The 25,165-nt window shown below is 71.8% G+C and carries 27 protein-coding genes and 1 pseudogene; 11 read left to right on the forward strand and 17 right to left on the reverse strand.

All coding sequences use genetic code 11. The features are described from left to right. The first annotated feature begins 46 nt into the window (after positions 1–46). Complete coding sequence (locus OHS58_RS39525) at positions 47–787, forward strand: Clp protease N-terminal domain-containing protein (protein WP_326945811.1); 741 nt, start codon at positions 47–49, stop codon at positions 785–787. A 116-nt stretch (positions 788–903) separates the two neighbouring features. On the opposite strand, the gene gndA is transcribed toward OHS58_RS39525, so the two are convergent. Together gndA and OHS58_RS39535 are read right to left on the reverse strand one after the other, a co-directional pair. After that, positions 904–2,343 carry an NADP-dependent phosphogluconate dehydrogenase gene (gene gndA, locus OHS58_RS39530; protein WP_247060189.1) on the reverse strand — a complete coding sequence of 480 codons (1,440 nt, stop codon included), beginning with the start codon at positions 2,341–2,343 and terminating at the stop codon, positions 904–906. Between the two features lie 85 nt (positions 2,344–2,428). Then, on the reverse strand, positions 2,429–3,349 hold the full coding sequence (locus OHS58_RS39535; RefSeq protein WP_328645783.1) for an MBL fold metallo-hydrolase: 921 nt from the start codon (positions 3,347–3,349) through the stop codon (positions 2,429–2,431). Positions 3,350–3,590: 241 nt separating this feature from the next. Here OHS58_RS39535 and OHS58_RS39540 point away from each other — a divergent pair, with 241 nt between their 5' ends. From OHS58_RS39540 to OHS58_RS39555, 4 genes are all read left to right on the forward strand, one after another. Then, positions 3,591–4,454, forward strand: coding sequence for a helix-turn-helix domain-containing protein (locus OHS58_RS39540; RefSeq protein WP_247060191.1), 864 nt, complete (start codon positions 3,591–3,593; stop codon positions 4,452–4,454). A gap of 102 nt (positions 4,455–4,556) precedes the next feature. Then, positions 4,557–5,387: an SAM-dependent methyltransferase gene (locus OHS58_RS39545; RefSeq protein WP_442875493.1), complete on the forward strand. Its 831-nt coding sequence runs from the start codon at positions 4,557–4,559 to the stop codon at positions 5,385–5,387. Continuing rightward, positions 5,384–6,232 carry an SAM-dependent methyltransferase gene (locus OHS58_RS39550; protein WP_371827616.1) on the forward strand — a complete coding sequence of 283 codons (849 nt, stop codon included), beginning with the start codon at positions 5,384–5,386 and terminating at the stop codon, positions 6,230–6,232. Before OHS58_RS39545 ends, OHS58_RS39550 begins: the two co-directional genes overlap by 4 nt. Positions 6,233–6,234: 2 nt before the next feature. Continuing rightward, positions 6,235–6,840 carry a class I SAM-dependent DNA methyltransferase gene (locus OHS58_RS39555; RefSeq protein ID WP_328649931.1) on the forward strand — a complete coding sequence of 202 codons (606 nt, stop codon included), beginning with the start codon at positions 6,235–6,237 and terminating at the stop codon, positions 6,838–6,840. A gap of 146 nt (positions 6,841–6,986) precedes the next feature. On the opposite strand, the gene OHS58_RS39560 is transcribed toward OHS58_RS39555, so the two are convergent. Beyond that, positions 6,987–7,238 carry a hypothetical protein gene (locus OHS58_RS39560; protein ID WP_326956218.1) on the reverse strand — a complete coding sequence of 84 codons (252 nt, stop codon included), beginning with the start codon at positions 7,236–7,238 and terminating at the stop codon, positions 6,987–6,989. A 3-nt stretch (positions 7,239–7,241) separates the two neighbouring features. Then, complete coding sequence (locus OHS58_RS39565; RefSeq protein WP_326956217.1) at positions 7,242–7,511, reverse strand: hypothetical protein; 270 nt, start codon at positions 7,509–7,511, stop codon at positions 7,242–7,244. Between the two features lie 284 nt (positions 7,512–7,795). On the opposite strand from OHS58_RS39565, the gene OHS58_RS39570 reads away from it, so the two are divergent. Beyond that, positions 7,796–8,050, forward strand: a complete 255-nt coding sequence (locus OHS58_RS39570) for a DUF397 domain-containing protein (RefSeq protein ID WP_247060194.1) — start codon at positions 7,796–7,798, stop codon at positions 8,048–8,050. Positions 8,051–8,181: 131 nt separating this feature from the next. Here the strand turns inward: OHS58_RS39570 and OHS58_RS39575 are convergent, their stop codons facing one another. The 5 genes from OHS58_RS39575 to OHS58_RS39595 all read right to left on the reverse strand — a co-directional run bounded on the left by OHS58_RS39575 (position 8,182) and on the right by OHS58_RS39595 (position 12,617). Beyond that, the gene (locus tag OHS58_RS39575; protein WP_326945818.1) at positions 8,182–8,727 is read right to left on the reverse strand and encodes a hypothetical protein; all 546 of its coding nucleotides are present in this window, start codon (positions 8,725–8,727) and stop codon (positions 8,182–8,184) included. After that, a complete protein-coding gene (locus OHS58_RS39580) occupies positions 8,720–9,862 on the reverse strand; it encodes a hypothetical protein (RefSeq protein WP_328645784.1) in 1,143 nt (380 codons plus the stop codon). Before OHS58_RS39580 ends, OHS58_RS39575 begins: the two co-directional genes overlap by 8 nt. Before the next feature lie 15 nt (positions 9,863–9,877). After that, positions 9,878–10,270, reverse strand: coding sequence for a FixH family protein (locus OHS58_RS39585; protein ID WP_326945820.1), 393 nt, complete (start codon positions 10,268–10,270; stop codon positions 9,878–9,880). Further along, on the reverse strand, positions 10,267–11,667 hold the full coding sequence (locus OHS58_RS39590) for a hypothetical protein (protein ID WP_328645785.1): 1,401 nt from the start codon (positions 11,665–11,667) through the stop codon (positions 10,267–10,269). The genes OHS58_RS39585 and OHS58_RS39590 overlap by 4 nt, the downstream gene beginning before the upstream one ends. A gap of 95 nt (positions 11,668–11,762) precedes the next feature. Further along, positions 11,763–12,617: an alpha/beta fold hydrolase gene (locus OHS58_RS39595; protein WP_328645786.1), complete on the reverse strand. Its 855-nt coding sequence runs from the start codon at positions 12,615–12,617 to the stop codon at positions 11,763–11,765. Positions 12,618–12,670: 53 nt separating this feature from the next. On the opposite strand from OHS58_RS39595, the gene OHS58_RS39600 reads away from it, so the two are divergent. Continuing rightward, positions 12,671–13,213 (forward strand): CGNR zinc finger domain-containing protein, encoded by a 543-nt coding sequence (locus OHS58_RS39600; RefSeq protein ID WP_326956212.1) that lies wholly within the window; start codon positions 12,671–12,673, stop codon positions 13,211–13,213. Positions 13,214–13,234: 21 nt separating this feature from the next. Here OHS58_RS39600 and OHS58_RS39605 read toward each other — a convergent pair whose 3' ends face one another. From OHS58_RS39605 to OHS58_RS39615, 3 genes are read right to left on the reverse strand one after another with little or no spacing between them, the layout of a single operon-like run. Further along, positions 13,235–14,107 carry an oxygenase MpaB family protein gene (locus OHS58_RS39605; RefSeq protein WP_328645787.1) on the reverse strand — a complete coding sequence of 291 codons (873 nt, stop codon included), beginning with the start codon at positions 14,105–14,107 and terminating at the stop codon, positions 13,235–13,237. After that, the gene (locus OHS58_RS39610; protein WP_247060203.1) at positions 14,107–14,682 is read right to left on the reverse strand and encodes a TetR/AcrR family transcriptional regulator; all 576 of its coding nucleotides are present in this window, start codon (positions 14,680–14,682) and stop codon (positions 14,107–14,109) included. Before OHS58_RS39610 ends, OHS58_RS39605 begins: the two co-directional genes overlap by 1 nt. Beyond that, the gene (locus OHS58_RS39615) at positions 14,649–16,034 is read right to left on the reverse strand and encodes an amidase (RefSeq protein WP_328645788.1); all 1,386 of its coding nucleotides are present in this window, start codon (positions 16,032–16,034) and stop codon (positions 14,649–14,651) included. The genes OHS58_RS39610 and OHS58_RS39615 overlap by 34 nt, the downstream gene beginning before the upstream one ends. Positions 16,035–16,139: 105 nt before the next feature. On the opposite strand from OHS58_RS39615, the gene OHS58_RS39620 reads away from it, so the two are divergent. Further along, positions 16,140–17,168, forward strand: a complete 1,029-nt coding sequence (locus tag OHS58_RS39620; protein ID WP_328645789.1) for a D-cysteine desulfhydrase family protein — start codon at positions 16,140–16,142, stop codon at positions 17,166–17,168. A gap of 81 nt (positions 17,169–17,249) precedes the next feature. Here the strand turns inward: OHS58_RS39620 and OHS58_RS39625 are convergent. Next, positions 17,250–17,813, reverse strand: a pseudogene (locus OHS58_RS39625) (DUF998 domain-containing protein); the annotation flags it as partial. 128 nt (positions 17,814–17,941) lie between these two features. Then, positions 17,942–18,736 carry a hypothetical protein gene (locus OHS58_RS39630; protein WP_326956207.1) on the reverse strand — a complete coding sequence of 265 codons (795 nt, stop codon included), beginning with the start codon at positions 18,734–18,736 and terminating at the stop codon, positions 17,942–17,944. Positions 18,737–18,826: 90 nt separating this feature from the next. On the opposite strand from OHS58_RS39630, the gene OHS58_RS39635 reads away from it, so the two are divergent. Both OHS58_RS39635 and OHS58_RS39640 read left to right on the forward strand, forming a co-directional pair. Further along, entirely contained in the window at positions 18,827–19,036 is a 210-nt protein-coding gene (locus OHS58_RS39635) for an ECF-type sigma factor (protein ID WP_326945829.1), read from the forward strand. After that, positions 19,036–19,563, forward strand: coding sequence for a Clp protease N-terminal domain-containing protein (locus tag OHS58_RS39640; protein ID WP_328645790.1), 528 nt, complete (start codon positions 19,036–19,038; stop codon positions 19,561–19,563). Before OHS58_RS39635 ends, OHS58_RS39640 begins: the two co-directional genes overlap by 1 nt. Here OHS58_RS39640 and yczE read toward each other — a convergent pair. Then, positions 19,560–20,207, reverse strand: a complete 648-nt coding sequence (gene yczE / locus OHS58_RS39645) for a membrane protein YczE (protein ID WP_326945831.1) — start codon at positions 20,205–20,207, stop codon at positions 19,560–19,562. The genes OHS58_RS39640 and yczE overlap by 4 nt on opposite strands. 61 nt (positions 20,208–20,268) lie before the next feature. Here yczE and yczR point away from each other — a divergent pair, with 61 nt between their 5' ends. Next, on the forward strand, positions 20,269–21,720 hold the full coding sequence (gene yczR / locus OHS58_RS39650) for a MocR-like transcription factor YczR (protein ID WP_328645791.1): 1,452 nt from the start codon (positions 20,269–20,271) through the stop codon (positions 21,718–21,720). Between the two features lie 494 nt (positions 21,721–22,214). Here yczR and OHS58_RS39655 read toward each other — a convergent pair whose 3' ends face one another. Both OHS58_RS39655 and OHS58_RS39660 read right to left on the reverse strand, forming a co-directional pair. After that, a complete protein-coding gene (locus OHS58_RS39655; RefSeq protein WP_328645792.1) occupies positions 22,215–23,378 on the reverse strand; it encodes a hypothetical protein in 1,164 nt (387 codons plus the stop codon). Positions 23,379–23,976: 598 nt separating this feature from the next. Continuing rightward, complete coding sequence (locus OHS58_RS39660) at positions 23,977–25,143, reverse strand: pyridoxal phosphate-dependent aminotransferase (RefSeq protein WP_328645793.1); 1,167 nt, start codon at positions 25,141–25,143, stop codon at positions 23,977–23,979. Positions 25,144–25,165: the final 22 nt, after the last annotated feature.

Raw genomic sequence — 25,165 nt, forward strand, 5'->3', positions numbered from 1 at the left:
CAACTGTAGGTTGACGCACTCAGTGCGTCAACCTACAGTTGACGATATGAACCTGCCTGACTACTCGGTCAAACTCGACGACCTCATCACCGCCATCAAGAGCAACAACGACCAGGACGCCCTCGCCCAGCTCTCCGACGCCGTCTACATGGGCGAGCACCTCGGCGACGTCGCCGACCACCTCATCGGCCACTTCGTCGACCAGGCCCGCCGCTCCGGCGCGTCCTGGACCGAGATCGGCAAGAGCATGGGCGTCACCAAGCAGGCCGCGCAGAAGCGGTTCGTGCCGAAGGTGGACCCGGGTGGTGACGTCTCCGGCGCGATCGAACGCGTCTACGGCCGCTACACCGACCGCGCGCGGCACGTGATCGTCGCCGCGCAGAAGGCGGCCATCGACCACCGCAGCCCGGCGATCGACACCGTGCACCTCGTGCTGGGCCTGCTCACCGAGCCCGCGGCGCTCGCGGCGGGTGCGATCCTCGCCCAGGGCGTCACGCTGGAGACCGTCCAGGAGACGGCCGAAGCCCAGCTGCCCGAGCCGGCCGGCGAGGTGCCCAGCCCGATGCCGTTCAGCCCCGGGGGGAAGAAGGCCCTGGAACTGACCCTGCGCGAGGGGCTGCGGCTGGGGCACAACTACATCGGCACCGAGCACATCCTGCTGGCGCTGCTGGAGCAGGGCGAAGGCGTCGGCTTCCAGGTGCTCGACGGCCTGGGGATCAAGAAGGACAAGGCGGAGGCGAAGATCGTCGCGGTCCTGACGGAGATCCTCGCCGCGCGAGGCCAGTGACGCTGCTCTGATCGGGATGGACCAGGGGGTCTTCCCGCTCAGGCACCCCGGAAAGCCGTGAAGGCCTCCTTACCGGCTCTTATGGCCGGTAAGGAGGCCTTCACGGCTTTGGACGGTCAGGCGTCGGACTCCGGGCGGCCGTCCTCAGCCCACGCCGTGTGGAACGAGCCGTCGCGGTCGACGCGGCGGTACGTGTGCGCCCCGAAGAAGTCGCGCTGGCCCTGCACCAGGGCCGCCGGGAGGCGGTCGGCGCGCAGGCCGTCGTAGTACGCCAGCGCCGTCGAGAAGCCCGGCGTCGGGATACCCAGCTTGACCGCCGTCGAGATCACCGAGCGCCACGAGTCCTGCGCGTCCTCGACGGCCTTGCGGAAGCCGCCGGAGGTCAGCAGGGTCGGCAGGCCCGGCTCTTCGGCGTAGGCCGCGGTGATGTCGTTGAGGAACTTCGCGCGGATGATGCAGCCGCCGCGCCAGATCGAGGCGACCTTGCCGAGGTCGATGTCCCAGCCGTACTCGGTCGCGCCGGCCTGGATCTGGTTGAAGCCCTGCGCGTACGCGACGACCTTCGACGCGTACAGCGCCTGCTCGACGTCGTCGGCGAAGCGCTCCAGCGACGAGCCGGTCAGCGGCGACCGCGCCGGGCCGCCCAGGCCGCGAGCGGCCGAGCGCAGCGACGTCGAGCCGGACAGCGAACGCGCGAAGACGGCTTCGGCGATGCCCGAGATCGGGACGCCCAGGTCGAGGCCGATCTGCACGGTCCAGCGGCCGGTGCCCTTCTGCTCGGCGGCGTCCGCGACGACGTCCACGAACGGCTTGCCGGACGACTTGTCGACGTGCGCCAGCACCTGGGCGGTGATCTCGATCAGGTACGAGTCGAGCCGGCCGGTGTTCCAGGTCCGGAACACGTCGGCGATCTCCGCGGGGGAGTAGCCGCCCGCGCCGCGCAGCAGGTCGAACGACTCCGCGATGAGCTGCATGTCGGCGTACTCGATGCCGTTGTGCACCATCTTCACGAAGTGGCCGGCGCCGTCGGCACCGATGTGCGTGCAGCACGGCTCGCCGTCGACCTTCGCCGAGATGTCCTCGAACAGCGGGCCGAGGGACTCGTAGGACTCCTTCGAGCCGCCGGGCATGATGCTCGGCCCGTGCAGCGCGCCTTCCTCGCCGCCGGAGACGCCGCTGCCGACGAAGTGCAGCCCGCGCTCGCGCAGGGCCTTCTCACGACGTCGGGTGTCGGCGAAGTGCGCGTTGCCGGCGTCGATGATCACGTCGCCGTCTTCCAGTAGCGGCGCGAACTCGTCGATGACGGCGTCGGTCGGGCCGCCCGCCTTGACCATGATCACGACCTGCCGGGGCCGCTCCAGCGCGTCGACGAACTCCTGCGCGGAGTACGCCGGGATGAAGTCGCCTTCGTCGCCGAACTGGTCCACCAGCGTGCGGGTCCGCTCCTCGGACCGGTTGTGCAGGGCCACCGTGTGGCCGTGCCGCGCCAGGTTCCGGGCCAGGTTGCGGCCCATGACCGCCAGGCCGGTGACCCCGATGCTCGCCTTCTTGCTCATCCGCATCCTTCCGAAGACTCTCTCGATTCAGACCCTAGTCCGAACGTGCGCTCAAGGAAGGCCACGGAGGAGCAGCTCACTCAGTTCAGGAAAAACACCGGATCGGCTCGCCGTTGAACGCGACCATGTCCATCACGGCCGCGACCAGGTCGATCTGCGCGCCCCACTCGGCGCCGTCCAGCTCGGCGTACGCCCGGTGCAGGTTGCCCGGCAGCCGCTCCTGCTCGGTCAGCGACGCGAACTCGCCGAGGTCGGTGTCCTTGGCCAGCTCCAGCGGCCCCAGCCCGGCGGCCTTCCCGCGCTCGGCCGTCCGCTGGACGAAGGCCAGGTAGCCGTCCACTGTGTCCACGACGTCCAGGCCGCACGCCGGGCCGTGGCCGGGCAGGATCACTTCGGGTTCCAGCTCGCGGATGACGTCGAGGGCCTTGCGCCAGCCGGCCACCGAGCCCATCAGCGCGAACGGGCTGCCGCCGTTGAACACCAGGTCACCGGCGTAGAGCACACGCTGCTCGGGCAGCCAGACGAGCACGTCGTTGGTCGTGTGGGCCGCGTGGCCGGGGTGGATCAGCTCGATCGTGACGTCGCCGGCGTGGACGGTCAGCCGGTCGTCGAAGACGACCTCAGGCGGGCGCGACCGCAGCTCACCCCAGTCGTTGCCGGTGAAGATGCCGTCGAACGTCTGGATGCCCTCGGCGACCATCAGCTCGCGGGTCTTGCGGTGCCCGATGACCGTGGCGCCCTCGACCAGGTAGTTGCCGTTGGTGTGGTCGCCGTGGTGGTGGGTGTTCACCAGCGTCGTCACCGGGCGGCCGGTGGCGCCTTCGACGGCGGCGAGCAGCGCGCGCGTGCGGCGTTCGGTCGAGCAGGTGTCGATCAGCACGGTGTGGTCACCGGCCGCGACGAACCCGCAGTTGTTGATGTACCAGGAGCCGTCCGGCTGGACGTACCCGTGGACCTGGTCGGCCAGCCGGGTGACGGCGGCAGCGGCGGGAGAACGATCGGTCACGCGCACCAGTCTGCCCGAGACCCGGCTCCGCCGGTTGGCGGAATAATTCGGAATTTCACTGGTCCAGGCGAGTGACAACCCAGGTGGCTGGCGTTCCGCGACATTTCCTGGAACGCTGCGCGATGTCATCATCGAGATCCGCAGGGCAAGCACTAACCTGGGTGGGTTCGATAGTTCGCGTGTGATGACGGCTCCGGATACGGGCCGTCATCGCTTGATAGTGGTCCGGGAGAGCAGGGCGATGGCCAGCACCGTCACCTCGCGCCGGAAGCAGCTCGGGAACGAGCTCCGGCACGCCCGCACCGCGGCGCGGATGACACAGCAGCAGGTTGCCGAGGTTCTCGGCTGCACCCAGGGCAAGGTCAACAAGATCGAGTCCGGTGCCGTCGGGGTCAAGCTCGGGGATGTGCGATCGATGCTGAACGCGTTCGGGATCAACGGCGAAGAGGCCGACACGCTGATGAACCTGGCGCGTGCGGCCGCCGGGCAGCGCGGCCACTGGTCCGGCTACCGCTCCGTGGTGCCGCACTGGTTCCGCACCTTCACGGACCTGGAACCCGCCGCCGCGGAGATCCTCACCTGGCACGGCGAGCGCATCCCCGGCCCGCTGCAGTCCGAGCACTACATGCTCAAGCAGTTCACCGAGTTCGGCGCCACCGACGTGACGTCGCTGGTGCGCAACCGGCTCGACCGCAAAGCCGTGTTCGAACAGCAGCAGCCGCCGTACTACCGGTTCATCATCAGCGAGGGCGCGCTGCGCCGGGCGCCCGGCGGGTCCGCGCCCGCGGTGATGCTGGACCAGGTCGAGCACCTGCTCTCGCTCGAGCGGCACCCGCGGGTCTACGTGCACGTGCTGCCCTTCGGTGCGCGGCTGGCCGCGGTGCCCAACGACTTCACGATCATGCGCTTCCCGGACCGCACCCGGGACTTCGTCTACATCGAGCACTCCGCGGGCGGGCTGTACCTCGACGACGTCAAGGACTTCAACATCTTCGTCGACTCGTGGGACAGGCTGCGCGGAGCCGCGCTGGAGCGGCAGGAGACCCGGCAGTTCCTCAAGGAGCTCGCTGAGGGTTACCGCGCGCAGATGCAGCAGAGCCAATAGGGCGAACGGCCCCGCGAGGCGGCCAAGTGGTGAACAACTTTCGGTAGAGTGCTGCTGTTGCGCCCGAACCCACCACCGGCTGCGTCATCCGAAGGGGACATCGTGGACCCCGACTTCCTCCCCGACGCCGTCGACCTGGAACGGCCGAACGTGGCGAGGATCTACGACTGGGCGCTCGGCGGCACCGCGAACTGGGCGGTCGACCGGCAGTACGGCGAGCTGGCCCTGCAGGCGTTCCCGCTGGCGCGCGCCCTCGCGCGGGGCAACCGCGACTTCCTCGGCCGCGCCGTCCGCTACTGCCTTTCCCAGGGCATCACGCAGTTCCTGGACCTCGGCTCCGGCATCCCGACCGCGGGCAACGTGCACGAGGTGGCCGACGACCACGTCGACGACAGCCGGTGCGTGTACGTCGACAACGAGCCGGTGGCCGTCGCGCACGGGCGGATCCTGCTGGAGGAGGCCGGTGACGTCGGCCGCCACGCGGTCCTGCACGCCGACCTGCGGGACGCGCAGGACGTCTGGGCGGCCGCGCTGGCCACCGGCGTGCTCGACCCGGACGAGCCGATCTGCCTGCTCAGCGTGGCCGTGCTGCACTTCCTGCCCGACGCCGGCGGCGTGCGCGAGGCGATCCGCGACTACCGGAAGCTGCTCGCGCCGGGATCGGCGTACGTGCTGTCGCACGCGACCGAATCCGGCGTCGGCGGCACGGAGCTGGAACAGATCAGGCGGCTCGTGAAGCTGTCGGAGCGGTCGAGCTCGCCCGCGGTTTCCCGCTCGCTCGACGAGATCGCCGCGTTCTTCGGTACCTTCGACGTGGTCGAGCCGGGAATCGTGCCTGTGGGAGAGTGGCGCCCTGACCCCGGCGCCGCCACGGTCCCCCTCGCGAGCGTGGTCGGCGGTGTCGGCCGCAAGCCTGGAGGACGGAACGCATGACGACGCAGGATCCCGAAGCCCCCGAAGGCGTCGACCTCGACCGGCCGAACGCGGCCCGGATCTACGACTGGTTCCTCGGCGGCGACGCCAACTGGGCCATCGACCGGCAGTTCGGTGAGCAGGCGGTCAAGACCTTCCCGATGATCCGGACGGTCGCCCGCGTCGGCCGGGACTTCCTCGGCCGCGGCGTGCGCTACCTGGCGCGCAACGGGATCGACCAGTTCCTCGACCTCGGCTCCGGCGTCCCGACGGTCGGCAACGTGCACGAGGTCGCGGCCGAGGTGAACCCGGACGCGCGGTGCGTGTACGTCGACAACGAGCCGGTCGCCGTCGCCCACTCGCAGATCCTGCTGGAGAAGGAAGGCGTCGCGAGCCGGCACGCGGTGCTGCAGGGCGACCTGCGCGACCCGGCCGACATCTGGAAGCGCGCGCTCGACACCGGCGTCCTCGACCCGAACCGGCCGATCGGGCTGATCATCGTCGGCGTCCTGTACTTCCTCGGCAAGGACGAGCCGGTGGCCGAGACCATCCAGAAGTACCTGTCGCTGCTGCCGTCCGGCTCGTACTTCCTGTCCTCGCACCTGACCACCGAAGGCCTCGACGCGCTGGCCGACTCGGACAGCCGGGCGTCGATCGTGGAGCAGTACAACAAGTCGAGCACCCCGCTGTACCTGCGCAGCAAGGCGGAGTTCACGACGTTCTTCGACGGCTTGGAGCTCGTCGAGCCGGGCATCGTCTACCTGCCGGAGTGGCACCCGGAGGAGATCGAGTCCCGGGCGACGAAGAAGCTCGCGAACGACCCGGCGTTCAGCGGTCACATCTGCGGCCTCGGCCGCAAGCCGTGAGCGTGACGGCCGCCGCCTACGACGCGATGGCCGTCCGGTACGCCGAGTTCGTCCGTGAGGTCTGGGACGCTTCGCCGTTGGACAACGCCGCCCTGGCCGCGTTCGCCGACCACGTGCGGGGCGCCGGGCTCGTCGCCGACCTCGGCTGCGGGCCCGGCCACCTCACGGCGCACCTCCGGGACCGCGGCGTGGACGTCTTCGGCGTCGACCTGTCGCCGGCGATGATCGAGCTGGCCCGGGCGGCCGCGCCCGATCTGCGGTTCGAGGTCGGGTCGATGGCGGCGCTGGACGTCTCGGACGCCTCGCTCGCCGGGATCCTGACGTGGTACTCGATGATCCACACGCCGCCCGAAGAGGTGCCGGGGTACTTCGCCGAATTCACCCGGACGTTGGCGCCGGGTGGTCACGTTCTGTTGGGCTGCTTCGAATCCGACGGCGAGCCGCTGACGGTGTTCGACCACGCGGTCACCCCGGCCTACCGCTGGCCGCTCGACGAGCTGGCCGGGCTGGCCCGGGACGCGGGCCTCGTCGAGACGGGTCGCGTCTACCGCGTGCCCGGCGAGGGGGAGCGGTTCCGCCGCGGCGCCCTTCTGCTGCGGAAACCGTAGGCCCGCAACGGCGAAAAGCCGTGAAGGCCTCCTTACCGGCTCTTATGGCCGGGAAGGAGGCCTTCACGGCTTTCAGACCCGGGAACGGCGAGAGCCCCGGTTCGTCGTGAACCGGGGCTCCTTCATGATGTGGTGGTGGAACGCAGTCAGGCGCGCGAGCCGATCCGGCCGCCGCGCAGCAGCGGGGCCAGGTCGATCGCGGTCTCCAGCGGGCGCGTCGTGCGCACGCCGTCGGAGTGCCGGGCCGGGACGTCGAGGTCCGTGGCCCAGGTGGTGGTCTTGCGCAGCGGCGCCTGGATCAGGCTGAAACCGAAGCGGTTCCGCAGTTCGGCCGCGATCCCGCGGCGGCCGCGGTGTTCTTCTTCACGTCGTAAGAGCGAGTTCAACCGGACGGCCATCGTCTACACCCCCAGCTCTCGTCGCGGTGACCTGGCGGGTTCGCCGGTGGTCAGTCCGAGACAGGGTTCACAAGGCATGCCGACCCCGGGGGTCAGCCATTCGACATCGGTGCGGGAAAGCGCTTCCCCGCACTTGGTACGGATCAGCGCACTCGTGGCCGCGGTGGCCTCCACGCCGAAGACGTGGACCACCCGGCGGGCTTCACCGGCGGTTCCCTTGGCGAGCCTGCCCACGACGACGACGCCTGGTGGCGCACTGTCCTCGACGATCACGCTGGTCCTCCCCCATGAGGTACTGCGTTGGTGGATGGTGTGCTGTGCGCGGCCGGCGCGGCGATCGTGCCGCCCGCCGCATGCGGGTTGTCGTTCACCGACAGCGCCGCCCCCGGCCGATGCGATTAATCCTACTCCTGGAATAATCTTCATGTCGAGGCCGGAGCTAGTTGATCACCCGCTTGGCCCTGCACTCTGCTCCATTGAGACACTGAGTAGCCGGGAGCGGGTACCTTCGACCAGGTTGCGGCCGCGCCCCCCATCGATCCACGGAGGTACGACCCATGGCGGATTATCCGTCGTTCGCGGATTACGATCCGAGCACGGCCGTGTCCCTGTTCGAAGAGGCCGCGTGGGAGAAGTCGTTCGCCAGCGAGCCCAACGGCGGCAGCTGTGTCGAGGTCAACCTGGGTCGGGAAGGCCTGATCGGGGTCCGGGACACCAAGCTCTCGACCAGTCCGGTCTTCGTGTTCGACTCCGCCGAGTGGGAAGCGTTCCTCGTCGCCGTGAAGGCGGGGCAGTTCGACCTGCCCGCCTGACGTATCCCTTGACTGGGTGATGATGATCACCCGACCGTGTAAGAAAGTGACGAAGGCCCCCTTCCCCTCTACGGAGAAGGAGGCCTTCGCGACGGCGTGGATACGGGTGACTGCCGTATGTGACCGATATCTCACCCGATTGCCGGGAGTTCCCCTCCCCGCAACCGGCCACGGGTCCGGCGCCACGCCAGCACGACGATCACCACGAGCCCGATCAGCGGGAGCGTGCTGATCGCCCAGCTCAGGCCCATCGGCGGCCCCGGCTGTTCGAGCACCGGCAGCGCGCGCAGGTCGCCGGTGCCGGGCCCGGCCGGCCCGTTCACCACGAAGCGGAACGTCCAGTCGCCCGGCCGCGGCATCGAGCGGACGTCGAGCCCCCAGACCTCGCGCTTGCGCGGGTGCCGGACCAGCGCCTGGATCCGGTTCTTCCCGCCCTCCGGGTTGATCATCGTGAGCGTGCCGGACTTGTCCGCGATCCCGCCGTCGGGGATGAAGGTGAAGTCCAGCGACTGCTCCGCGCGCAGCGGCCAGGTGCTGAAGCCGATCGTCATCCCGTACGGGCCGGCCTGCACGTGCTCGGTGTGCACGATGTTGACGGGCTCGTACGCGTTCGCCGGCGCCTCGGTGGCGAACAGCAGGCCGGCGACCGCGGCCAGCGCCAGAAGTGCCTTACGCATCAGCGGTTTCCCCCTTCTTCGCGGGCGCCAGCAGGCAGAGCATCCCGCCGAACCGCCACCCGGCGAACCCGCCGAGCAGCCCCAGTGCCGCGCTGAGCACGGCGGTCGTCGTCAGGTACCAGACCGGCGGCACGTGCGCGCCGGTGTAGAGCATCGCGCGCTGCAGCGGCAGGCTCAGGCCGATCAGCAGCCCGGCGACCCCGCCGACGACCACCGAAACGCGGCCCACGGGCCAGCCGCGACGCCGGCCGAGCAGGTAACCCAGCTCCATCAGCGCGGCGACCGGCAGCAACGCCATCGGCGTCAGCGCCGGCATCTCCGGCACGCCGGAGATCGCGTCCCGCATCGGCAGGCCGACGAGGTCGGCGTAAGCCTGCGCCGCCCACGGCGAAAACCACCAGAAGACCGCCTGCACGACCGCGACCATCGCCGCGGTGCCGAGCGCCCCACCCGGGCGCCGCAGGAATCCGGCGCCGACGGCGACCAGCAGCACCGTCATCATCGAGCAGCCGATCGAGACGGCGTCGGCGTAGTCGTCCGGCACCTGCTGCAACCCGAGCGCCAGCACCGGCCCGAAGGTGAGCAGCACGGTGAGCGACGCCAGCGTGCCGACCCGGCCCCAGCGGTGTTCGCGGGCCGCGGCGAACACCGCGGTCGTGCCGATCAGCGAGACCGTGATCGACAGCAGCAGGCCGATGTGCGGCGGCGAGTCGATCACCGCGTCGAAGCCGTAGAGGCCGTGCCACCACTGGTCCCAGAGGCCGTACACCAGGAACGTCGCGGCGCCGACGCCCGAGACCAGGTAGCCGATCGGGGCCGCGAAGGTCCTGCCGAACACGTTGACCACGCGCCCGCCGACCCGCGGGTCGACCGGCCGGCCCGCGCGCCGGGCCGCCGTCGTCAGCAGCACGACGGCGAGGCTCGCCAGGCCGACGACCGCGCTGCCCGCGTACAGGAACAGGTGCGGCAGCGTGAAGAACGTGTCCGGCCCGACGTCGCTGTGCCACTGGATGTCCCAGGTCAGCCCGACCAGCGACAACAGCGAACCGCCGAGCACGACGTTCGCCGGCAGCAACCCCGTTCGCGCCTGTTTCGCCACCGACGTGGTGTGCACGCCGGATGCGGTGAGATCCATTTCCCCCGACCTTTCTTATTTGACCAGCAACGGAAAGACGACCTGCGCGGGCCCGCCGGGGCCGCGCAGCGAAACGGTGATCTCCCACTGCCCGGACATCGGCAGCCCGACGTCCGCGGCGCGGAAGCGGCCGGGCCCGTCCGGCCCGGCGGCCACGGGCGCGAGCGCGTGCCCCATCTGCGCCATGACCGGCGCGACGGTGACGGCTTCGGGCGCCGGCCCGGTCACCGCCACCGCGAACGTGTTGCCGCCGATGCGCGGCTGGTCCGCGGAGAACTGCACGGTGTACGGGCCGGAAGTCGCTTGCTGCGTCGTGGGTTTCGCGCCGCTGCCACCCCACAGCAGCCAGGCGGCCCCGGCCGCGACGACCAGTGCGACCACGGTGATCAGCAACGTCGGGCGTTTCATCGGGCGGCTCCTGTCGTCGGGACGTCGACCACCGCGGGGATGGTGAGCACGCGGTAGCCGCGTTCGGCCTGCAGCCAGATCCGGTACCGGCCCGGCGTGGCGAAGGTGTAGGTGAAGCTGACGTCCGGGCCGTACGCCGCGACCGTCTCGTCGGGCCGGTCGAGCCGGCCCGCGACCGGCGGGATCATGGCGTGGACGTGTGCCCACGTCGGGGCTTTCGCGGCGGCCGCGGCGACGTCCGGCCCGGTGATCGGCCCGGCGACGATGAGGTGGCCGAGCATGCCCAGCCACGGCTGGAGGTCGCCGGTGGGGAAGTGCGCGGTCACGGTGGTCGGCGTGCCGGGGGAGATCGTGAGGTCGACCGGGGTGCCGTCGACCGTGCGCGGGCCGGCGCCGGGTGGTTCGGGCGTGGGCGCGGCGGTGCCCCGAACGTCCACTGTGGACCGGGCCAGCTGGACACCGCCGCCGCGCCGGACGAGTTCCGCGGCCACGGCGTACGTGCCCGCTTCCGGATCGTCCAGCCGGACGCGGTAGTCGCCGGGGCCGACGCGCACCGGGTGCAGGTGGCTCATCCGCCCCGACGGCGAGACGACGACCAGGTGCACCAGCGCGTTGTCGTGGACGAGCAGGTCGTCGACCGGCAGCCCGGTGGCGCCGTCGGTGAAGGCCAGCCGCAGGTCACCGGCTTCGACGCGCACCGCGAGGTTCACCGGCGGCCGTGAGTAGTCCACTGTGGACAACTGGGCGTTCGCGTACGGGTCGGTGACGTTGTCGAACGTCGGGTCGAGCTGGCTGCCGGGCGCGGGTGGCGGGGGAGTGCTCGCCGACAGCAGCGCGCCGGTGACCGCGACGGCGAGGGCGGCGACCATGCCGCCGGCCGGGATCAGCGCGAACGCCGTCCGCCGCGCCCGGACCCCGACGACCAGCGCGAGCAGCAGGAACACCCCCGCCGCGACGAACCCGCCGTAGGTCGCCCTCTCCCACGGCGGCACGACGCGCGCGGGCACGAGGAACGGGATCGTCGCGGCCGGCCCGGTGCCGTCGCTCAGCGAAAGCAGCCACGGCCCGGGCTTGCCGACCTGCAGCGTCCCCGGGTACACGCCCGGCTCGGCGCCGAGGACGACGTCACCCCGCGACGTCACGACGCCGTCGGCCGCGACGGCCAGGTGCAGCGTGCCGGGCGCGGTGCCCCGGTGCGTCACGACGTCGACCCGCAGCGGCGACGGCGTCGTGTCGACCCGCCGGATGATCACGGTCAGCTCGCGCGCGCCGAGCGTCTGCGCCACCTGGACGTCGGCGCCGGTCGGCGCGCCGTCGGCGTGCGCGGTCCCCGTGCCGAGCGTGATCCCCAGCAAGGCCAGCAGGAGCAGCAAAGTCGCTTTAGGTGTGGTCCCCATCGTGGTCTGAACCTAGCGACGCCGCGGGGTGGCGGGCGTCACGGCGGCGAGGGAACCCCGGTCCCCTCCCCGGGGGACCCGGACCCCCGGGGGTCTCAGGGGTTCAGGAATTTCCGCAGGTGGGAGACGACTTCGCCGGGCTGCTCCTCGGGCAGGAAGTGGCCGCACTCCGCGAGCGCGACGCCGGTGACGTCGGTCGCGTACTCCCGCCAGATCTCCAGCGTCGGCAGCGTGCCGAGCAGGCCGTTCGCGCCCCACAGCGCGAGAACCGGCTGGGTGAGCCGCTTTCCGGCGGCGAAGTCGGCGTCGTCGAGCCCGGCGTCATCCGGGAAGGACGCGCGGTAGTCGTCGAAGCCGGCCCGCAGCGCGCCGGGCTGGGAGAACGCGCGGACGTACTCGGCGACGGCGTCCGGGTCGAGGGTGTGGCGCTGGTAGGTCCAGCGTTCGTAGAAGTAGCCGAGGTAGCCGGCGATGTTCTGGCCGGCCAGCAGCTCCGGCAGGTCGGGCTGGAGGTGGAAGAGCCAGTGCCAGTAGGCCTTCGCGACGCCGGTGTCGAGGCGCTGCCACATCGCGCGGGTCGGCGCGATGTCGAGCACGGCGAGGCGTTCGACCTGGTCCGGGCGGTCGAGGGCCCAGCGGTGCGCGACGCGCCCGCCGCGGTCGTGCCCGGCGACGGCTACCCGCTCGTAGCCGAGGTGCTCGGCCAGCGCGGCGACGTCGGCGGCCATGGTGCGCTTGTCGTAGCCCGACTTCGGCTTGTCGGTGCGGCCGTAACCACGCAGGTCGGGGGCGATCACGGTGTGCGTCTCGGCCAGCGGTGCCATGACCTGGTGCCAGCAGTGCGACGTCTGCGGCCAGCCGTGCAGCAGGAACAGCGGCGGACCGTCGCCGGCGCGCAGGTAGTGCATCCGCAGGTCGTTCACCGTCGCCATGCTCTCTAACCGGTTCATGGGGTTAGAGACTACGCGGGGTTCTAACCGCATTCAAGGGTTAGGATGGCGGCATGGAATGGGTCTTCGACGGCGGCCGCGCGTGCCTCGACCTGGTCAACACGCGACGCTCCCGGCACACCGAGGGCGTCGAGCTGCTGACCGGTCCGGACGCGCTGGCCGAGTGGCTCGGCCTGGCCGGCTTCACAGCGGGCGCGGTCACGGCCGGGAACGTCCTGGCGGCGAAGGCGTTGCGCGAGGCGATCGACCGCGTGCTGCTCGCCGAGGTGCCCGCGGAGATGGACGTCGACCTGGTGAACAACGCGGCTGCCGCGGCTCCGGCGCCCCCGCCGCGGCTGGCTTTCGTCGACGGTCGCGCGCGGCGCGAGGTCCCGCCGCCGAAGGACCCGGTGGCCACGGCGTTCGCGGCACTGGCGGCGGACGCGATCGACCTGGCGACCGGCGACGCCGCGGTCCGCGTCTGCGCGGCCGACGACTGCGGCCTGCGCTTCAGCGACGCCTCGCCGCGACGCAACCGCCAGTGGTGCTCGATGTCCCGCTGCGGCAACCGCGCGAAAGCCCGCGCCCACTACGCCCGGGTCACCAAGGGGTCGTGAGTGGTAAAGAGGGTTAGAACCCTAATTACCACTCACGACCGCGCCGGGGCCGTCGTCGTGGCGCACCAGCAGCCGGTAGGCGCGGGGGTGGGCGCGGAACCAGACGTTCAGCTTCCCGACCCAGCGCATCGGCGCCGTTCGCAGCCAGGCCGGGATCGGCGTGCAGACCAGCCGCACGAGGCCTGCGAACCACGTGAACCGTCGCTGGTCGCGGTCTGTCCACTGTAGACCGAGGTGGGCCCGGACCGCCGGCGGCAGCGTCGCGCTGATCAGGAACAGCTGGCCCCGGACGTGCCGCCGCCACCACGAGTCCGGCAGCCACGAGACCGGCTTCCGGACCGTCCGGAACGTCTCGAAGAGCGTCTCGAGCGTCGCGTTCGGCTCGAAACCCGCGACCATCCCGTCGTAGTAACGCTCGAACGCGGCCCAGTCCGGCGGCAGGTCCTGCTCGCGTACGCCCAGCAGCCGGCCGATGTCGCACATCTGCGCGTAGTACTCGTCCAGCTCCGAAGTGGACAGTGGACGGCCGAAGAACCGTTGCGCGTCAACGGGAGCCTTCACGAGCGTGGCGTGCACCCAGGCGTACGCGGCCGGGTTCAGCGCGCTGTACCGATGTCCGTCGGAGACGCCGGTGAAGCCGCGGTGCAGGGAACGCAACCGCTCGGCTTCCACGCGCGCGCCCGCGTCGCCGCCGTAGACGTAGATCGCGAGCGACGCGACGGTGCGCATCAGCCGCGTCCACGGGTCTTCTGTGTAGTTCGAGTGGTCGCGCACGCCGGCCGCGACGACCGGGTGCGCCACCTGCAGCACCAGGACCTGCCCGGCCAGCAGCCCGTCGCGGAAGTCGCCGAAGTACTTCCACGCGGCTGTCCCGCGCACGATCGGCCGGGCCATCAAGCGCCGCGGATCAGCATCATCAACGGCTCGGCGATCGGCGTCGCGGTGTCGCCGGTGGCCAGCCGGCGCAGCTGCAGTCCGGCGATCAGCGCGACGACCGGCCCGGCCAGCCGGCGCGGCTCCGGCACGGCCAACGCTTCGAGAATCGTCACGGCGAGTTCGTCGTACGCCGCGAAGCAGCGCGAAGACGCTTCGCGCAGCTCCGGGTCGCGCGCGGACTGGAGGTACAGCTCGTGCGCGCCGAGCTCGTCGGCGCCGAACGGCAGCTGCGCGATCACGTGCTCGACGATCGTCGCCGCCTGCTCGAGGCTGAGGCCGTCCGAGCGGTGGCCGTCGACGATCGCGCCGAGCTTGGTGGTCTCCTCTTCGACGAACAGCAGCATCGCCTCGCGCAGGAGCGCCGTCTGGCTGGGGAAGTGGTAGGTGAGCGTGCCGAGCGAAACCCCGGCCGCGGCGACGATCCGGCGGTTCGTGAGGCCGCCGACGCCGTGTTCGCCGACGACGGTCAGCGCGCCGCGCAGGATGGCTTCCCGGGTGCTTACCAGCTTGTCTCGGGATGCCGCTCCGGCCACCGCTCGACCTCTTCCAGTTGCGCGGCAAGCGAAATCAGCCGCTCCTCGGCGTGCGACGGGCCGAGCAGCTGGGCCCCGAGCGGGAGCCCGCCTGCCGTGCGCCCGGCCGGGACGCCGACCCCCGGCCAGCCCAGCACGTTCCACGGCCAAGCGTACGGGCAGGCGGCGATCATGGCCTGGTCGGTCTCCCAGGCGGAGAGGCCGTCGAAGGTGCCGATCGGCGGTGGCGGGGTGGCGGTCGTCGGCGTCAGCAGGACGTCGACGCGGCCGAAGACCGAGCCGATCCGGCGGTGCAGCCCCGGCTCGAGCGCGCGGGCGAGCCGCAGCGCGGGCCCGGCGAGCAGCCGGCCCTGACCGGCGTTGCTGCGGGTGCGCGGGTCGAGCCCGGCGCGGTCGGGCACCCGCAGCGTCCAGTCGCGGACGCCGGTGAGCGAGCGCGGCAGGAACGTCAGGCCGATCAGCCCGTAGTCCGGCTCGATCTCGACGATCCCGTGACCCAGCCCGGCGAGCGATTCGGCGAGGCGGCGCACGGCGGCTTCGACGACCGGGTCGAGCCGGGTCCTGGTGGCGGTGAACGGGATCCGCGTCGACAGGCCGATCCGCAGCCGCCCGGGCTCGCGGGCCGCGGCCGCCTGGAACGTCCGCCCGGTGCCCGCGGTGGTGTCGAGCAGCAGGGCGGCGTCTTCGACGGTGCGGGCGAGCGGGCCGAGCACGGTCAGGCCGTGGAACAGCTCGCCGTCGGTGGGGATGCGGCCGCGCTGGGGCTTGATGCCGACGAGCCCGGTCCACGCGGCGGGGATCCGCACCGAGCCGGCGCCGTCCGAGCCGAGCGCGGCCGCGATGACCCCCGACGCCACCGCGGCCGCGCTCCCGCCCGAGGAACCGCCGGGCGTGTGCCCGAGGTCCCAGGGGTTGCGTGTGGTCCCGAAGGCCGGCCCTTCGGTGAACGGCCATTGGCCCAGCTCGGGCGTGTTCGTCTTGCCGATGATCACGGCGCCGGCTTCGCGCAGGAGCGCGACGGCGGGCGCGTCCCGGGTGGCGGCGGGAAAGGTGCCGGGACAGCCGAACGCGGTGGGCAGCCCGGTGAGGTCGACGTCGTCCTTGATCGCGACGGGCACCCCGAGCAGCGGCCCGCGTTCACCGGCCGCGAGCCGCCGGTCGGCCGCGGCGGCGTCGGCCCGGGCGTCGTCGTCGCGGAGGTAGCGGAAGGCGTTGAGCGTGGGCTGGCTCGCGTGCGCCCGGCCGAGCGCGGCCGCGGTCAGTTCCGCCGCGGTGACCTCGCCCGCGGCGAGCTGGGCGGCCTGCGCGGCGAGCCCGGTGAAGTCGAGCCCGGTCTTCGGTGTCGCGGTCATGGCTGCCCCCGGGGTTCTCGTTCGTTCGAACGAACGTTACCGGATACCGACGGTCTCCGGCCACTCCCGCTTTACTGTTGGCGGACAACCGAGCCTGGAGGGCCGATGACGTTCGACTTCGACCGATTCCCGACCGCCGCGCTGGACGCCGTGCCCCGCGTCGACCTGGGTGGTTGGCCGACGCCGCTGCACGAAGCGCCCCGGCTCGGCGAAGCCCTCGGCCTGCCGAACCTCCTGCTCAAGCGCGACGACGTCCACCCGCTCGGCGCGGGCGGCAACAAACTCCGCAAGCTGGAGTACCACCTCGGCGCGGCCCTCGAGGCCGGCGCGGACACCGTCATCACCTTCGGCGCCCTGCAGACCAACCACGGCCGCCAGACCGCCGCGGCCTGCGCGAAGCTCGGCCTGCGCTGCGAACTCGTCCTCACCGCGAAGGTCCCGCGCGACGGCGACGCGTACGAGCACTCCGGCAACATCCCGCTCGACTGGCTCTTCGGCGCGACCGTCCACGTCTGCGCCGACGGCGAGGAGACCGGCCGGACGTACGACCGGCTCGTCGCCGAAGCCGCGCAGGAAGGCCGGAAGATCGCCATGGTCCCGGTCGGCGGCTCGAACGACCTCGGCGCGCTCGGCTACGTCCGCGCCACCCACGAACTCGCGACCCAGCTCGCCGAACGCGGTATCGAGCGCGCTCACCTCGTCGTCCCGCACGCCAGCGGCGGCACGGCGGCCGGGGTGGCCCTGGCCGCCGGGCTGCTCGGCGGCCTCGGCGTCGGCGTCGCCTGCGTCAGCCACCCGCTCGACGAGGCGACCGAGAACCTGCGCGAACTCACCGCCGGTGCGGCGAAGCTGCTCGGCGTCGATCCGCCGTCGCTCGACCACGTCCGGCTGGGCGACTCCACGCTCGGCCCCGGCTACGGCATCCCGACCGACGCGGTCTGGGACGCGCTAAGGCTGTTCGGGCGCACGGAAGGCGTCGTGCTCGACCCGGTCTACACCGGCAAGGTGGCCGCCGCGCTGATCGAGTGGGCGGGGCACTTCGCCCCGGACGACCACGTGGTGTTCCTGCACACCGGCGGCATGCCCGGCCTGTACGGCTACGCGCCCGAATTCGCGGCGGCCGTCGAACGCTGACTCCAGCCGGGTCGCCACCCGTAGCAAGGTGAACAGCAGCACGACGTCCGCGAGCAGCAACACCCGCTGCGTGACGCCGATCGGCACCACGTCCGAAACCGCGTGGAACGGTTCGACGCCGGCTTCGCTCAGCCGCACGAACACGAAGCTCAGGGCGAAGAGGCCGAACGCGACCGCGCTCAGCCGGAGCGCGCGGACGACGAAGACGCGCTCCGGCCGCCCTTTCAGCGGCTCCAGCAACGTGAACGCCGCCCCCGGGAGGCTGCAGAACGCGACCAGGCACGCGTAGAGGTGGACCTCGCCGCTCAGCGGGTTCGGCGCCTCCGGGTAGCTCGCCGGGAACACCGCGGCGGCGGCCATCCCGAGCGACCAGAGCGCGAGCAGCAGCCGCGTCGTCCGCGACAGCGGCACACCCGCGACGTGCAGCGCGCCGAGCACCGCCAGCGAGCCGACGGCCAGCGACAGCACGCTCGCCGCGAGCATGCCCTCACCCCGGTCCGTGACGGTGTAGCTCGACAGCGTGTCGTACACCGGGTCGTGCGAGCTGATGATGTGCAGCACCACGGCCGTGAACAGCCCCCAGCCGATCGCGCACACCGCGACGAGCCGCCACGGACGTGTGCGTTTCCCCTGTTCCGTCCCCATGCCGTCCAGGGTCCCGAAGAACCGGACGGCGGTGATCCGGGAAGACCCTGAATAACCCCTGGATCAGACCCCTGGATCAGACCCCTGGATCAGACCCCGGAATCAGACCCCGGAATCAGACCCCGGAATCAGACTCTGGAACAGGCCGCGAAGTCGACGAGGACGAGCGCCTGGTCGTCGTGGCGTTTCGGGCGCGGCCAGCGGTCGCCGTCCGGGTCCTGCTTCTCCGCTGTGCGGACGGCGTCGAGGACCGCGTCCGGCCCCTTGGCGCGGGTGGTCGCCAGGACTTCGCGCCAGTCGAACAGCGTGTACTGGTCGACGCCGATGGACACGCCGTCGCTCGCGAGCAGGACGGCGTCGACGTCGGCCCGCGGCCAGCTGCGCCGGACCGAGTGCGCGGCGGCGCCCGGATCGGCTTCGGCGACCCAGAAGCCGTCGTGCGCGTTGCGCCGGCGCCGGACGTCGGCGCCGGTCTGCAGCATCCCGCGTCGCCGCAGGCCCGCGAGCCGGTCGTCCGAGACGACGTCGACGCCCTGGGTGCCGAAGTCCTCGGAGTCGCCGAAGCCGATCACCGGGCTGTCGGCCAGTACCAGCGCGTCGACGCGGTCGTCGAGCCAGCGCACGGCCGCGACGGTGCTCGACGGCGAGCGCTGGGGGCGCAGCTCGTTCTCCGCCGTGACGACGGCGATCGCGGTGGTCAGGACGTCGGTGAGGTCGGCTTCGGGGGTCGTGCGCAGGTCGTCGGCGAGCCGCCGGGCCAGCCGTTCCGCGTACCAGCCGCCCGGGGGCAGCGAGGGGTCCGACGAGGTGGCGCCGTCGAGGAGCAGAACCGCGTTGTCCAGCACGACGACGTGGTCTTCGGTCGGGCGGGGGTGGCCGTCGGCGCCCACCCCGGCCCGCTCGGCGATCACGATCTCGGGCATCACCCGACTGTACGGCTCCCGGGCGGGTTCCTCGCGCTGACGACGTCAACTCAGGTTGACAAGGTCGAGACGTCAACGTAGGTTGACATCATGACGGAAGCGACGGACCTGGCCGCCCGGGCCGGCGACCGCGATCCCCGAGTGGGACTGCGAGCGGTCGCCGCGCTCCGGCGGCTGGTGGAACAACTGGAGACCGTGCAGGTCCGCAGTGCGCGGATGCACGGCTGGTCGTGGCAGGAGATCGCCGCCGAGCTGGGGGTCAGCCGGCAGGCCGTGCACAAGAAGTACGGGAGGCACTGATGTTCGAGAGGTTCACCGAAGACGCGCGGATGGCGGTCATCGAGGCGCAGATCGTGGCGCGGGAGTCCGGGTCGGTGGAGATCGCGCCACCGCACCTGCTCGCCGGGCTGCTGAAGGCCGACGTCCCGTTGCTCGCCGAGCTGGGCGTCTCCACCGAAGACGTCACCGCGGAACTGGAGCGCACCCGGCGCCGCGGCGGGGTCAGCGACACCGACGCCGAAGCGCTCACCGAGTTCGGCATCGACGTCGAGCAGATCGTGGAACGCGTCGAGCAGACCCACGGCGCGGGCGCCCTCGCCGGCCGGCTCGGCAAGGCCAGGCGCGGGCACATCCCGTTCACCGCCCAGTCGAAGAAGACGCTCGAGCTGAGTCTCAAGGAAGCCGTCCGGCTGGGGGACAAGCACCTGGGGCAGGAGCACATCCTGCTGGCGCTGGCCCAGCAGCGCGGCACCGACGACGTCCTCGCCCGCCGCGGCGCCGACTACATCACGCTGCGGCGGACCGTGCAGCAGCGCAAGAGCGCCTAGTGAACGGGCTCCTGCTCTTCGCGTTGCGGTTCGCGCCACACGACCAGGGGCAGCAGGACCTGGGTCAGCGGACCGATCGCGAGGGCGTAGAGCACGGTGCCGACCCCGACGGTCCCGCCGAGCAGGAACCCCGCGCCGACCACGGTGATCTCGATGCCGGTCCGGACCAGCCGGACCGACCAGCCGGTGCGCCCGGCGAGCCCGGTCATCAGGCCGTCGCGGGGGCCCGGGCCGAGCCGGGCGCCGACGTAGGTGGCGGTCGCGACGGCGTTCAGCAGGACCCCGCCGACCAGGAGCGCGATCTGCCAGCCGAGGTCGTGCTGGTCCGGGAGCACCGCCCGGACCAGGTCGACCACCACCGAGATGACCACGACGTTCGCGATGGTGCCGATCCCGGGCCGCTGGCGCAGCGGGATCCACAGCAGGAGCACGGCCACCGAGACCACGCCGGTCACGGTGCCGAACGTGAGACCGGTGCGTTTCATGACGCCTTCGGCCAGCACGCTCCACGGTTCGAGGCCCAGGCGGGCCCGGGTGACCAGGGCGACGCTGGCGCCGTAGAGGGCGAGGCCCGCGAACAGCTGGAAGCTGCGGCGGGCGGGGTCACGGGAGATCCGGACGGGCCGGAGATCGATCTGAGCCACGTCACCACTATCGACGTCAAGTGGCCTTGTAAACCATAGCCAATTCCAGGATATTGGTCTGATGGAACCCACGCTCCCACTGGGTGGACGCATCTCCGGTCCGCGACTGGCCGTCATGCTGGGCTCGTGGCGGCAAGGCTCCCGGCAGGGCGCGGCCGACCTCGCCGCGGCCATCGAGCTGCAGGTGCTCGACGGTCAGCTCCCGCTCGGCACCCGGCTGCCAGCCGAGCGCGAGCTGGCCGACGCGCTCGGCGCCAGCCGGACGCTCATCGGCGGCGCGCTGGACCGGTTGCGGGACAATGGGTTCGTCGCCAGCCGCCGGGGCGCGGGGTCGTGGATCGCCGCGCCGGGGCGGCGGCGCCGCGAGCCGCTCGCCGCGGCCGGCGACGACCTGATCGACTTCACCCACGCGTCCTCGCCGGCCATCCCGGGCATGATCGGCGCGGTCGACGTGGCCCGCCGCGAGCTCCTCGGCCACCTCGGGGACCACGGCTACCAGGAGCGCGGCCTGCTCGGCCTGCGCGAGAAGATCGCCCAGCGCTACACCGAGCGCGGGCTGCCGACGACGGCCGCGCAGGTCATGGTCACCAACGGCGCGCACCACGCGTTCGTGCTGGCCCTGCGCATGCTCGCGGGCCCGGGCGACCGGGTGCTGGTCGAGCAGCCGACGTACCCGAACGCGCTGGAGGCGATCCGCGCCGCGCACGCGATCCCGGTGCCGGTGGCGCTCGACCCGACCGGCGCGCGCGGCTGGGACATCGCCGGCGTCGACGCGGCGCTGCGCCAGGCGGCCCCGCGGTTCGCCTACCTCGTCGTCGACTTCCAGAACCCGACCGGCCTGCGCCTGGACGCCGAAGGGCGCGAACGGCTCGGCGCCGTCCTCACCCGCGCGCGGACGCCGGTGGTGGTGGACGAGACGCTGGTGGAACTGGACCTCGAGGGTGATCCGCTGGACGGCCCGCCGCCGCTGGGCGCGTTCGCCGGCGACCTGGCGATCTGCGTCGGCTCGGCGTCGAAGTCGCACTGGGGCGGGCTGCGGATCGGCTGGATCCGCGCGTCGGAGGACCTGCTCGGCCGCCTGGTTTCGGCGCGCTACGCGGTGGACCTGGGATCGCCGGTGTTCGAGCAGGTGGTGTTCACGGAGCTGCTGGGCGACGAGGGCTGGGCCGCGCTGGGCCGCCGTCGCACGGAGCTGCGCGGCAACCGCGACGCCCTGGTTTCGGCGGTGCACACGCACCTGCCGGAGTGGACGTTCAGCCTGCCCGAGGGCGGACTTTCGCTGTGGTGCCGGATGCCGGAGCCGGTGAGCTCCCGGCTGGCGGTGGCGGCCGCGGGGCACGGCATCCAGATCGCGCCGGGCTCGCGCTTCGGCGTCCACGGCGGCCTGGAGCGCTGGATCCGGCTGCCGTTCTCACTGCCGCCGGAGCGGATCGGCGAAGCCGTCCGGCGGCTGAGCGCCGCGGCGGCCGCGGTCCAGGGCACCCCGCGTTCCCTGGACGTCCCGATCTCCTAGAAAGAACAAACCGGTGCGCCGGATGCGAGCCTGCTCCCAGGGATGGGCGGCGTTCGTGTGCATCCGGCGCACCGGTCTGTTTCCACCACCCGCAGCGGTACGTGACTCCGCTGCGGGTACCGCGGCTTCCCGGCACAGCCCCTCGACGTGCCGGGAAGCCGGCGGCTCAGGCGGGCTCTCGGTAAAGCGAGTCCCTGCTCGGCGCGGTGAGCAGGAACTCCCGGAGCACGCCCGGTGTGGGTCCCGGCGTCGCAGGGGCAGTGCGACGCCGGGACCGGGATCCGACCCGGCCGGGCGCGGTCGGCCGGTCGGAAAGACTGTGGGTGGTGCGCATGGAAGGCCCCTGGGGTACGTCGGACGCGGTTAAGCGTCACGAGACGTGAAAGAGTCACGGATTACGTACTTGAGCAGGGAAAACACTACGCTTTATCGGCGTGGACGTCCGGCAAGATGATCTTGTTTTGGACGCAGTTCTCCCCGGTTACCCGGTCGGGTCAGTCGGGGGAGGTGGTGGGCAGGGCGGCTTCGCGCCCCGCGCCGTCGACGTCGTGGTCGCGGCTGGCTCCGATGAGCTTCAGCTGCGTGGTGGTCACGTCGTCGGAGTGCACCGCGAACTGCGGGCGGGCGCCGCCGGGGCCGTCGTGGCCCGGGGCGGCGCTGCTGGCCGGCGCGCTCGGCGCCGACGTCCCGCCGGGGAGGCCGGGAAGACCGGGGGTGGAGTCGCCGCCGCCCGTGGCGTGGACGCCGGAGTCGCGCGGCTGCTCCTGGTGGACGGCGGGCAGCGTGTTCTGCACCTCGACCAGGTGCACCACGGCGGTGCGGGTCTGGGTTTCTTCCGTCGCGGCGACCGGCGTCGACGTCGGCGTCGCGACGGACGTGGCCTCGGTGACAGGGGTCGTCACCTGCGTGACGACGCTGCTCACGGCGTCGGGCACCGTCGCCGTGACGCCACCCGAGTTCGACCCGCCGTTGAGGACCGGGGCCAGGATGTCGTCGAGCGGGAGCAGCACCGGCGCGTCCGGGTTGTCCGCGGGCGGCTGGGTGAGCGGCGCGAGCACCGTGTGGCTGAGCGTGTCGGTGACGGCCGCGACGGTGTGCGTGACCGCGCCGACGGTGTCCGTGACGGTGGTGAGCGTCCCGCCGACGACGTTGAGGACTCCGCCGACGAGCCCGCCGAGCAGGCCACCGGACGACGTGGCCGTCGTGGTCTTCTTGGCCGAAGGCGCTTCGTCGGTCTGGACGTCCTTCGTGGACTGTTGCTTCGCGCTGACCTTCGCCAGGCTCTGCTTCTCGACCGACTGCTGCTGAACCGGCTGCTTCTCGACGGTCTTCGTCTCCGCGGCCGGCGTTTCGTCCGTCTGCGTTGTGTCGTCGGTCTTCGTGCCGTCATCGGACTTCGGCTGCTGCGCGCAGGTGGCGGCGCCGTTGTCCCGGTGGCTCGTGCGGTGGTGGCCGTGCTTGCCGTACTCCACAGTGGACTCCGAAGAGCGGGACACCGAGGAGTGCGGGCAGGACGACGTCGTCGTCTCGGCGGCGGAAGCGGTGTTGCCGGCCAGTGCGGCGCCGAGCAGCCAGCCGGCCAGTGTCAGCCCGCCGGCGAGCAGGATCCGGGCCGCGGGCCGGGGCAGCGCCGCCGCCCACGGGCGCGGAGCGCGCATCCGCGAAGGGGTTTCACCGGCTGTGAACGCGGGCCGCGCCGGGGCGCCGGGGTGCACGAATACCGTGCCACTCACCGCCACCACCACCATCCGCGCCTGAGGCTCTCGCGATGCCCGCTCGAGTCTGATCTTGCTGGGGTCTTTCTCCGGCCAGGTCGCAGATCCCCCGGGGCTGCACTCTTTCTAGCACCGCTCGGGAGTCTTTCATCTCTCCCGCGTTCTATCCAGCCCGTAAGGCGGAACGGCCCTACCGGGCAAGGTATCTACGGCCGACGAGTTGATCACTCTCAGTGCCGTTCGGACGCCTCTCTGCGGCCATTCGGACGAGTGCCGGAGTGGGGCCCATTCGGCGTTGACCTGATGTTTTCGCGGACCGGGTCGCGGACCGTGCCCGAGCGGTCGCGCTGGGTGCGTGTTCGCCGATTTCGACGAACCGATCAGCATGTTTCCGAATTGTGAGACGGCAGGCTGCGGTCCGTGACCATCGGCGGCCGGACGGCGGCGTTCGCGCGCTCCCGGCGGTGGCAGAGCGTCACGAAGCGCTGCGGCATGTGAGGGACTCGCGTCCGCAGCGCCGCGAACGCGCCGCCGTCGGACGTCAGACCAGTTTGCGCAACCGGGTGATGGCCTCGTCGATGACGTCGTTGCGCTTGCAGAACGCGAAACGCAAAAGATGTTTCCACTCGTCCGGGTGATCGGTGAACACCTTGACGGGCACCGCGGCGACCCCGACCCGGCCGGGCAGCTCCCACGCCAGATCGGCCGCGTCGGTGAAACCGAGCGGCCGGACGTCGACGCAGACGAAGTAGGTGCCCGCCGTCGGCCGCACGGTGAACCCGGCGTCGTCGAGCCCGGCCGAAAGCCGGTCGCGCTTCTCCTGCAGGCTCGCGCGCAGGCCGTCGACCCACGGCAGTTCGTGGTCGAGCGCGTGCGCGACGGCCGGCTGCAGCGGCCCGCCGGAGACGAAGGTGATGAACTGCTTCGCCGCCTTGACGGCGGCGACCAGCTCGGGCGTCGAGCAGACCCAGCCGATCTTCCAGCCGGTGCAGTTGAACGTCTTGCCGGCACTGGAGATGCTCACGGTCCGCTCCCGCATGCCGGGCAGCGTGGCCAGCGGGACGTGTTCCGCGTCGTCGAACACCAGGTGCTCGTAGACCTCGTCCGTGATCGCGATCAGGTCGTGCTCGACGCAGAGCGCGGCCAGCGCCTCGAGCTCGGCGCGGGTGAACACCGTGCCCGTCGGGTTGTGCGGCGAGTTGACCAGGATCGCCCGGGTCCGCGGCGTGACGGCGGCCCGCAGCCCGTCGACGTCGAGGCCGAACCGGCCGTCCTCGCGCTCGACCAGCCCGACGACCCGGCGCTGGGCGCCGGCCATCGCGACCGCGGCGGCGTAGGAGTCGTAGTACGGCTCGATGACGACGACCTCGTCGCCGGCCTCGGTCAGCGCCATCAACGCTGCCGCAATGGCCTCGGTGGCGCCCGCGGTGACCAGGATCTCCGTGTCCGGGTCGTACTCGGTGCCGTAGCGAAGCCGGTGCCGCGCGATGGCCGCGCGCAGCTCGGGCCGGCCGGGCCCCGGCGGGTACTGGTTCGCGCCGCCGAACAGGGCGTTCTTGGCCGCGTCGAGCATGCCGGCGGGTCCGTCGGTGTCCGGGAAGCCCTGGCCGAGGTTGACCGCGTCGTGCTTGACGGCCAGCGCCGTCATCTCGGCGAAGATGGTCGACGTGAAGGGCCGCAGCCGGGGGACGAGAGCAGGTTCGCGCACGATCAGCGATCCTCGCGGACAA

The sequence above is a fragment of the Amycolatopsis sp. NBC_00348 genome (assembly GCF_036114655.1).
Lineage (GTDB): Bacteria > Actinomycetota > Actinomycetes > Mycobacteriales > Pseudonocardiaceae > Amycolatopsis.